The organism is Sandarakinorhabdus oryzae, assembly GCF_009733735.1.
Lineage (GTDB): Bacteria > Pseudomonadota > Alphaproteobacteria > Sphingomonadales > Sphingomonadaceae > Sandarakinorhabdus > Sandarakinorhabdus oryzae.
Genome location: NZ_WNJP01000134.1, coordinates 1 through 7667 on the forward strand (window position 1 = coordinate 1; position 7667 = coordinate 7667).

At 66.0% G+C, this 7667-nt stretch carries 7 protein-coding genes; 5 read left to right on the top strand and 2 right to left on the bottom strand.

The genetic code is table 11. The features are described from left to right. The first annotated feature begins 264 nt into the window (after positions 1-264). A complete protein-coding gene (locus tag GJ693_RS12005; RefSeq protein WP_156256532.1) occupies positions 265-1992 on the top strand; it encodes a flavin-containing monooxygenase in 1728 nt (575 codons plus the stop codon). Between the two features lie 146 nt (positions 1993-2138). Here GJ693_RS12005 and GJ693_RS12010 read toward each other — a convergent pair whose 3' ends face one another. Next, the gene (locus tag GJ693_RS12010) at positions 2139-3230 is read right to left on the bottom strand and encodes a fatty acid desaturase family protein (RefSeq protein ID WP_156256533.1); all 1092 of its coding nucleotides are present in this window, start codon (positions 3228-3230) and stop codon (positions 2139-2141) included. Between the two features lie 135 nt (positions 3231-3365). On the opposite strand from GJ693_RS12010, the gene GJ693_RS12015 reads away from it, so the two are divergent. Next, positions 3366-3878: a YybH family protein gene (locus tag GJ693_RS12015; protein ID WP_156256534.1), complete on the top strand. Its 513-nt coding sequence runs from the start codon at positions 3366-3368 to the stop codon at positions 3876-3878. Positions 3879-3885: 7 nt separating this feature from the next. On the opposite strand, the gene GJ693_RS12020 is transcribed toward GJ693_RS12015, so the two are convergent. Beyond that, a complete protein-coding gene (locus GJ693_RS12020; protein ID WP_156256535.1) occupies positions 3886-5028 on the bottom strand; it encodes an acyl-CoA dehydrogenase family protein in 1143 nt (380 codons plus the stop codon). A gap of 159 nt (positions 5029-5187) precedes the next feature. Between GJ693_RS12020 and GJ693_RS12025 the strand changes: the two genes are divergently transcribed. The 3 genes from GJ693_RS12025 to GJ693_RS12035 are packed head-to-tail and all read left to right on the top strand — an operon-like array spanning position 5188 to position 7518. Continuing rightward, positions 5188-5670, top strand: coding sequence for a YybH family protein (locus tag GJ693_RS12025; RefSeq protein WP_156256536.1), 483 nt, complete (start codon positions 5188-5190; stop codon positions 5668-5670). 38 nt (positions 5671-5708) lie between these two features. Beyond that, positions 5709-6218 (top strand): hypothetical protein, encoded by a 510-nt coding sequence (locus tag GJ693_RS12030; RefSeq protein WP_156256537.1) that lies wholly within the window; start codon positions 5709-5711, stop codon positions 6216-6218. Positions 6219-6276: 58 nt separating this feature from the next. Beyond that, positions 6277-7518, top strand: a complete 1242-nt coding sequence (locus GJ693_RS12035) for a dipeptidase (protein WP_156256538.1) — start codon at positions 6277-6279, stop codon at positions 7516-7518. Positions 7519-7667: the final 149 nt, after the last annotated feature.

A 7667-nucleotide genomic window follows, 5' to 3' on the forward strand; every position in this document is an offset into this window, starting at 1 on the left:
CGCTGCCCCGGCTCCGGTGGTCGCGGACGCCGCCGCGCCGGCTGCTCCGGCTGCTGCTGCGCCGGCTGCACCGGCAGCCAAGCCCGCCGCCTGACGCACGGCGAGACGAAAAGGCAAGGCCCGGCATCGTTAGATGCCGGGCCTTTTCCTTTTGTGCCGCACAGTCTGTCGCACTCAATAGTCCCAGCTTTGCGCCGTGCCCCCGCGTGATAGCCTGCACATTCACAGCCCCTGGGGAGGGGTGCCTTTGCTTGGGAGAGGGTAATGGCAGAGCGTCTGGATGTGCTGATCGTCGGGGCCGGATTTTCCGGCATGTACATGCTGGTCAAGTGCCGCGAACTGGGCCTGAAAAGCCATGTGTTCGAAGCCGGCAGTGGTGTTGGCGGCACCTGGTACTGGAACCGCTATCCCGGCGCCCGCGTCGATATCCAGAGCCTTGATTATTGCTATGGCTTTGACGAGCAGCTGGAGAAGGAATGGCGCTGGTCGGAACGCTACGCGCCGCAGCCGGAATTGCTGGCCTATGCCAACCATGTCGCTGACCGGTACGACCTCAAGAAGGACATCAGCTTCAACACGCGGGTGACGGCGGCCGATTGGGATGCCGGCGCCGATGGCTGGAACGTCACGCTCGACACCGGCGAAGTGATCGCGGCGCGCTTTGTCGTGCTCGCCACCGGCTGCCTGTCGGTGCCCACCGATGTCACCTTCCCGGGCATCGAGGACTACAAGGGCACCATCTATCGCACCTCGCGCTGGCCGCATGACGGCGTGGACTTCAGCGGACAACGGGTCGGCATCATCGGCACCGGATCATCGGCCATCCAGTCGATCCCGATCATCGCGGAGAGCGCCGGCCACCTGACCGTTTTCCAGCGCACGCCCAACTTCTCGATGCCGGCCCACAATGGCCCGATCCCGGAAGAGGATTTCCAGGAGTGGCTGAAGGACCCGCGCGCCTTCCGCGCCCGCTCGCGCTACACGGCCGGCGGCTTCTGGAATGATCCGCGTGACGAGGCGATCGCCATCCACACCCCTCCGCAAGAGATCAAGGCCGAGTTGGAGCGGCGCTGGGCCTGGGGCGGCTTCCGCATCCTCAACGCCTTCGCCGATCAGGCCATCGATCCGGCGGCCAACAAGATCATCAGCGATTTCGTCGCCGCCAAGATCCGCGAACAGGTGAAGGATCCCAAGGTCGCCGAACTGCTCACCCCCAAGGATCACCCGTTCGGCACCAAGCGGCCGTGCGTCGATACCGGCTATTACGCGACCTACAACCGCGACAATGTCAGCCTGGTTGATCTGCGCGCCGACCCGCTGGAGACCTTCACCGCCACCGGCATCAAGACGAAGCACAACAGCTTCGATTTCGATGCCGTGGTGCTGGCCACCGGCTTTGACGCGATGACCGGCGCCATTGAACGCATCGCCATCCGCGGCCGCACCGGCGAGACCATCCAGGAACATTGGGCGCATGGCCCGGAAACCTATCTCGGCCTGATGGTCGCCGGTTTCCCCAACATGTTCCTGATCACCGGCCCCGGCAGCCCCAGCGTGCTGACCAACATGATCAACAGCATCGAACAGCATGTCGATTATGTCACCGAGATCATCGCCAGCCTCAACGGCCGCCAGGCCGGCCGCATCGAGGCGACGCGCGAGGCCGAACAGACCTGGACCGACCTCGTCGACCAGTCCGCCGCGATGACGCTCTTCCCGCAGGCCAACAGCTGGTACATGGGCGCCAACGTGCCCGGCAAACCGCGCCGCTTCCTGGCCTTCACCGGCGGGCTGCACATCTATTCCGATATCTGCAACGCGGTGCGTGACAAGGGCTGGGAAGGCTTCACCATCGCCCGCGGCGACCAGGTGCTGCACGACAGCCACGAATTCACCAGCCTGCCGCCGCCACCCGACAACATGGCGCCGCACCTGATGGAAATGGCCATGGGCCGCGTCGCGAAGTGGATGCAGGACCACGGGCGGGTTTAGGCCAAGGCAGTTATGCCTCCGGCGGCCAGGGGCTGAGCCCCTGGACCCACTTTCGTTGGCGTGCGCCCAGCTTGGAATGAAGGCGGGAACAATGAACGGGTGCAGGGACTGAGTCCCTGCCCGCCGGAGGCCTCACTTCCAGTTCTTCAGGCCCGCGCCGTGCCCGCGCTTGCCCACAGGCGGGCGATCACGCCGGTCAGGCTGGGGTGGTTGCCGCCGTGATAGGCGTTGTCGGCCGGCAGTTCGGCCAGCAGCCGGCGGTGCGCCGCGGGCAGTGCGTGATAGGGCACGCTGGGCAGCAGGTGGTGCAGCGCGTGGTAACGCAGGCCCACCGGCGCCCACAATTCGGGCAGCAGTGCGGGCGGCGGCACGTTGACGCTGTCGAGGAACTGGGCGGTGATGCTCATCACCTTGCCGTCATTTTCCCACAGGTGCGCGGCCAGCGTGCGGACCTGGTTCAGAACCATCGTTGTCGACAGCACCGCCAGCCAGATGGCGAAGGCGCGCAGCGGGATGACGCCGGTGGCCACGCCGGTCAGCACGGCGATGACGAAGGCCGACGTGGCCACTTCCATCAGGGTCCAGCGCGCGGCGGCCGGGCCGGCCGGCGGATCGCGGCGGAAATCGGGGTTGATCGACAGCGCCGAGAAGCGCGCGCGCACCTGATCGCGCACGGGCTTCAGCAGCGACAGCGGCGCCATAATGCCCCAGCGGATGAGCAGGCCGATCGGGCCCAGGGCGGCAACCGCCACAAACAGCGGCACGCTCAACTTCGGCTTCAGGGCGAGGGCCATATATTCGGGATCGCGCACCGTGCCATAACGGTTGCGGGCGTGGTGCAGATTGTGAACGCCTTCATACATGAAGCTGGGGATCATCAACGGGATGCCGGCCACCAGGTTCCAGCCCAGCCGGTAGCCCGGCACGCTGTCATCCTTCATGTGGCTGATTTCGTGGATGAAGCTGCCCAGGCGATAGAGCGCCAGCACGGCGACGATGGCGAGCGCGGCGGTGGCGGCCCCACCCAGGCCCGGCACCAGGATCAGCGCCGCCAGCGCGCCCCAGCCCAGCAGGGCTGAAGCCGCTGTGTCTGCCCAATAGATCGCCGGCCTGTATTCGCCCAGTTCCCGGCCAAGTGTGGCGGCCAGCTTGATCAGGGCCACGTCTTCACCGGCCAGCGCACCGGTGGTCGGTGGCTGGGCGGATTCGGTCACGCGGGCAGCAATTGCGGTCATCATGGCGTCGCTTATGGCATCGGATTGCGACCGGTTAAGGGCAGAAAGCAGGCAGCGCCAGTCCGGGAAATGCCGCAGTCTGGCTGGCTCATGCCGCAAAGTCTGGCTAGCATCGGCCATCTGCCAGGGGGATCGATCATGAACAGGCTTGCCGTTGTTGTCGCCAGCGCTCTCGCCGTGGTGGCCAGCACTGCATGGGCAAAGGCGCCCGCACTGCCCCCGGCGCTCGAACAGGCAGTCACGCAAAGCCACGAGGCGCTGCGCAAGATCCTGAACGGCGACCCGTCCGGCTATGCCGCGCTGTTCGCCGATCGCGATGACATCACGCTGGGCAACCCGTTCGGCCCGTTCGGCAAGGGCCCGGCCGAAGTGCGCGCCCGGCTCGCTAACGCCGCCACCAAATATCGCGACGGCAGCGTGCGCGGTGTGGACCGCATCGCCAGCTATGGCAGCGGCGACACGATCGTGCTTGTCGAGGTGGAGCATGGCCGCGCCAAGCTTGGCACCAGCCCCGATTTCGCCGATTTCTCGGCCCGCGTGACCAGTGTTTACCAACGCACCGGCAAGCAATGGCGGCTGGTGCACCGCCACGCCGATCCGATCACCAGCCCGCGCGGCGCGGAATCGATGTTGCCGACCCCGCGCCCGTGACGTCAGCTCAGATGGTCCGCGAGACCACCAGCTTCATGATTTCGCTGGTGCCGCCGTAAATCCGCTGCACGCGCGCGTCACGCCACAGCCTCGCGATCGGATATTCGTTCATGTAACCGGCGCCGCCGTGCAGTTGCAGCGCCTCATCGCACACGCGGCCCTGCAGTTCGGTATGCCACAGCTTGGCGGCGCTGGCTTCGGCAGCGGTCAGCCTGCCTTCGATCAGCTTTTGCAGCCCCCAGTCGATATGGGCCCAGCCCACCTGCAATTCGGTCTTCAGGCCGGCCAGGGTGAACTGGGTGTTTTGGAAATCCCACACCGTCTTGCCGAAGGCCTTGCGCTCCTTCACGAACTTCACCGCTTCATCGAAGGCGCGCTGAGCGCCGGCCTGGGCGGAGATGGCGATCGACAGGCGCTCCTGCGGCAGCTGGCTCATCAGGTAGATGAAGCCCTTGTTCTCCTCGCCCAGGCAGTTGGTCATCGGCACGCGCACATCGTTGAAGAACAGTTCGGACGTGTCGGCGCTGTTCTGGCCGATCTTGTCGAGGTTGCGGCCACGGGCAAAGCCCTCGCGGTCGGCCTCGACCAGGATCAGGCTGGTGCCCTTGGCGCCGGCCTCGGGGTCAGTCTTGGCGACCACGATGATCAGATCGGCGTTCTGGCCGTTGGTGATATAGGTCTTGCTGCCGTTGATCACATAATGATTGCCGTCCTTGCGGGCGGTGGTCTTCACGCCCTGCAGGTCGCTGCCGGCGCCTGGCTCGGTCATGGCGATGGCGGTGATCACCTCGCCCGAAATCATCTTGGGCAGATATTTGGCCTTCTGCTCGTCCGAGCCATAGGCGACGATATAATCGGCCACGATGTCGGACTGCAGGGTGATGCCCGCTGAGGAGCCGGCATAGGCCAGCTCCTCATCCACGATGGCGTTGTAGCGGAAATCGAGGCCAAGGCCGCCATATTCCTCCGGCACGCCGGGGCAGAGCAGGCCGGATTCACCACAGGCGCGCCAGAACTTGCGGTCAACCAGCCCCTCTTCCTCATAACGGTCGAGATTGGGGATCAACTCCTTTTCGAAGACCTTGCGCACCGTGTCGCGGAAGGCGGTTTCATCGGGGCCGTACACACGGCGATCGGCAGCATCGAGCATGGTGGGACCTTTCTGGATTGGGCTTTGCAGTCATCAAAGCCACAGCCTGTCGCACCCGTCACCTAGCGGGCAAGAGAGGGCCGTGCGGGTGCGACCATCTGCGCTTGGCGGGCCGCGGTTTCGGGCGTAGCATCGGCCTTTCCACGGGGGAGAGAATTGATGCGCCTGATGCTGATCGCGGCCGTCGCTGCCGCACTTGCCACGCCTGCCCTTGCCGCCGATCCGGCCGGCGCGGCACGCGCGCCGATTGATGCGTTTGCCGCCGCCTTTGCCAAGGGCGACATGGCCGCTGCCAAGGCGACCCACGTTGCCAGTCCCACCATCCTCGATGAACCGCCGCCCTTCATGTGGAGCGGCAAGGACGCATTCGACACCTGGCTCGCTGATCTGGGCGCCGACAGCAAGGCCGCCGGCCGCACGGCGGAATCGCTGGTGATCGGCCGCACTCTGCGCGCCGAGACCAAGGGCGACGCCGCCTATGTGATCGCGGCCGCCACCTACAGCTTCACCAAGGATGGCGTTGCCATGGTCGAGGCTGGCCGCATGACCTTTGTGGTGAAGAAGCTCGCCGGTGGCTGGAAGATCGCCGGTTGGACCTGGACCGGCCCGCGTCCCTCGCCAAAGCCGGCACCCAAGCCATAAGCGCGGACCACCGTTCTGAACCAGGAAAGGGCATCGCGATGCGCCTGATGATGATTGCTGCAACACTGGCGGCGGCGCTGGCCACGCCCGCCCTGGCGGCCGATCCGGCCGGCCCGGCCCGTGCCGTGATCGAAACCTTCGTGGCCGGCTTCAACGATCCGGCCAAGCTGGAGGCCGCCAAGGCTACCCATGTCGCCAGCCCGGTGATCATCGACGAGCCGCCGCCCTATCTGTGGACCGGCAGGGACGCGATGGAAACCTGGCTGGCCGATCAGCACAAGGAAGCCCTGGCCATGGGGCGCACCGACGAGAAGGTGACGCTGGGCCGCACGCTGCGCGCCGAAATGGCCGGCGGCCAGGCCTATGTCATTGTCGCCGCCACCTATAGATACACGGAAAAGGGCGTGCCCAAGGCCGAACCATCGCGTATGACCTATGTGCTGAAAAGCGGCCGCGCCGGCTGGAAAATCGCCGCCTGGACCTGGACCGGCCCGCGCGGCATCGCGGTGAAGGCCAAGCCGTCAGCGCCGATGGCGACCCCGCAATAACCCGCCATTTTCCCAATTGCCGGCATGCCCGGTGTCTGGAACAGCACAGCCCATGATGATGAACCGCGCTCTGTTCGCCGGCCTGCTGGTCGCCGCCTTGTCCACCCCGGCCTTCGCGCTGGATGATCCCTTTCTGAAGCGCGCCGAGGCCGTGCTGAAGCGGCAGCCGATCATCGATGGCCACAACGACTGGCCGGGCGCGCTGCGCGGCAGTTTTGGCGAAGCATGGTGGAGCCAGGATCTGAAGGCCGACAGCCGCCAATTCAAGCGCCCGCTGATGACTGACATTCCCCGCCTGCATGCCGGCCGGGTCGGCGGACAATTCTGGAGCGTCTATGTGCCGGCCAGCGTCACCGGCCCGGCCGCGGTGAAGGCCACCATCGAGCAGATCGACATCGTGCGCGGTTTCGTGGCGAAATATCCGGCTGATTTCGAGCTGGCCGGCACCGCCGCCGATATCCGCCGCATCCAGAAGACCGGCAAGGTCGCCAGCCTGATGGGTGTCGAAGGCGGCAGCCAGATCGACAACAGTCTGCCGGTGCTGCGCGCCTATTACGCGCTCGGCGCCCGCTACATGACGCTCACCCACGTCAAGCACAATGATTGGGCCGACAGCGCCAACGAACCGGCGCGTCCCCAGCCGCTGAGCGATTTTGGCAAGGCCGTCGTGCACGAGATGAACCGCATCGGCATGCTGGTCGATCTCAGCCATGTCTCGCCCGGCACGATGAAGGCGGTGCTGGCGGTGACCAAGGCGCCGGTGATCTTCTCCCACTCGTCGTCGCGCGGGCTGGCCGATCATGTGCGCAATGTGCCCGATGATGTGCTCACCCTGGTGAAGGCCAACGGCGGCGTGGTGATGACCACCTATGTGCCCGGCTTCATCAACGCCGCCCGCCAGGCCTGGGAAGCCGCCCGCAACGGCGAACGCGCCCGGTTGGCCGCGCTTTATCTGGCCGACGTGCCGCGCCAGACGGCGGCGCTGGCGGAATGGGAAGCGAAGAACCCGGAGCCGCCCGTCAGCATCAAGGATGTCGCCGATCACATCGCCCACATGGTCAAGCTGGCCGGCGTCGATCATGTCGGCATCGGCGGTGATCTGGACGGCATCGAGTCGACCCCCACTGGGCTGGAAGGCGTCGAGACCTATCCAGCGCTGATCGCCGAACTGCTGCGCCGCGGCCTGTCTGAAGCCGATTGCGAGAAGATCGCGGGCGGGAATTTGCTGCGGGTGATGGAGGCGGCGGAGAAGGTGGCGGCGGGCATGGCAGGCGAACTGCCGCCGGATGTGAAGCCGTAAGGCTGGTCACTTCCCGCTTGCGGGGGGGGGGGGGTGGGCTCGGGTTTGCGGGCTGGCTTGGCGTTTCGGCAGTTGGCACACAACATAATGGCCGCCGCAGATTGCTCAGCGGCGGCCACTGTGTCGTGCCCCTCCTTTCGGAGGACATG

Excerpts from the sequence above, each read along its gene's own strand:
- GJ693_RS12030 (WP_156256537.1), top strand. The coding sequence starts at position 5,709 with ATGCGCCTGATGATGATTGCTGCAACACTGGCGGCGGCGCTGGCCACG.
- GJ693_RS12020 (WP_156256535.1), bottom strand. The coding sequence starts at position 5,028 with ATGCTCGATGCTGCCGATCGCCGTGTGTACGGCCCCGATGAAACCGCC.
- GJ693_RS12025 (WP_156256536.1), top strand. The coding sequence starts at position 5,188 with ATGCGCCTGATGCTGATCGCGGCCGTCGCTGCCGCACTTGCCACGCCT.
- GJ693_RS12010 (WP_156256533.1), bottom strand. The coding sequence starts at position 3,230 with ATGATGACCGCAATTGCTGCCCGCGTGACCGAATCCGCCCAGCCACCG.
- GJ693_RS12035 (WP_156256538.1), top strand. The coding sequence starts at position 6,277 with ATGAACCGCGCTCTGTTCGCCGGCCTGCTGGTCGCCGCCTTGTCCACC.
- GJ693_RS12015 (WP_156256534.1), top strand. The coding sequence starts at position 3,366 with ATGAACAGGCTTGCCGTTGTTGTCGCCAGCGCTCTCGCCGTGGTGGCC.
- GJ693_RS12005 (WP_156256532.1), top strand. The coding sequence starts at position 265 with ATGGCAGAGCGTCTGGATGTGCTGATCGTCGGGGCCGGATTTTCCGGC.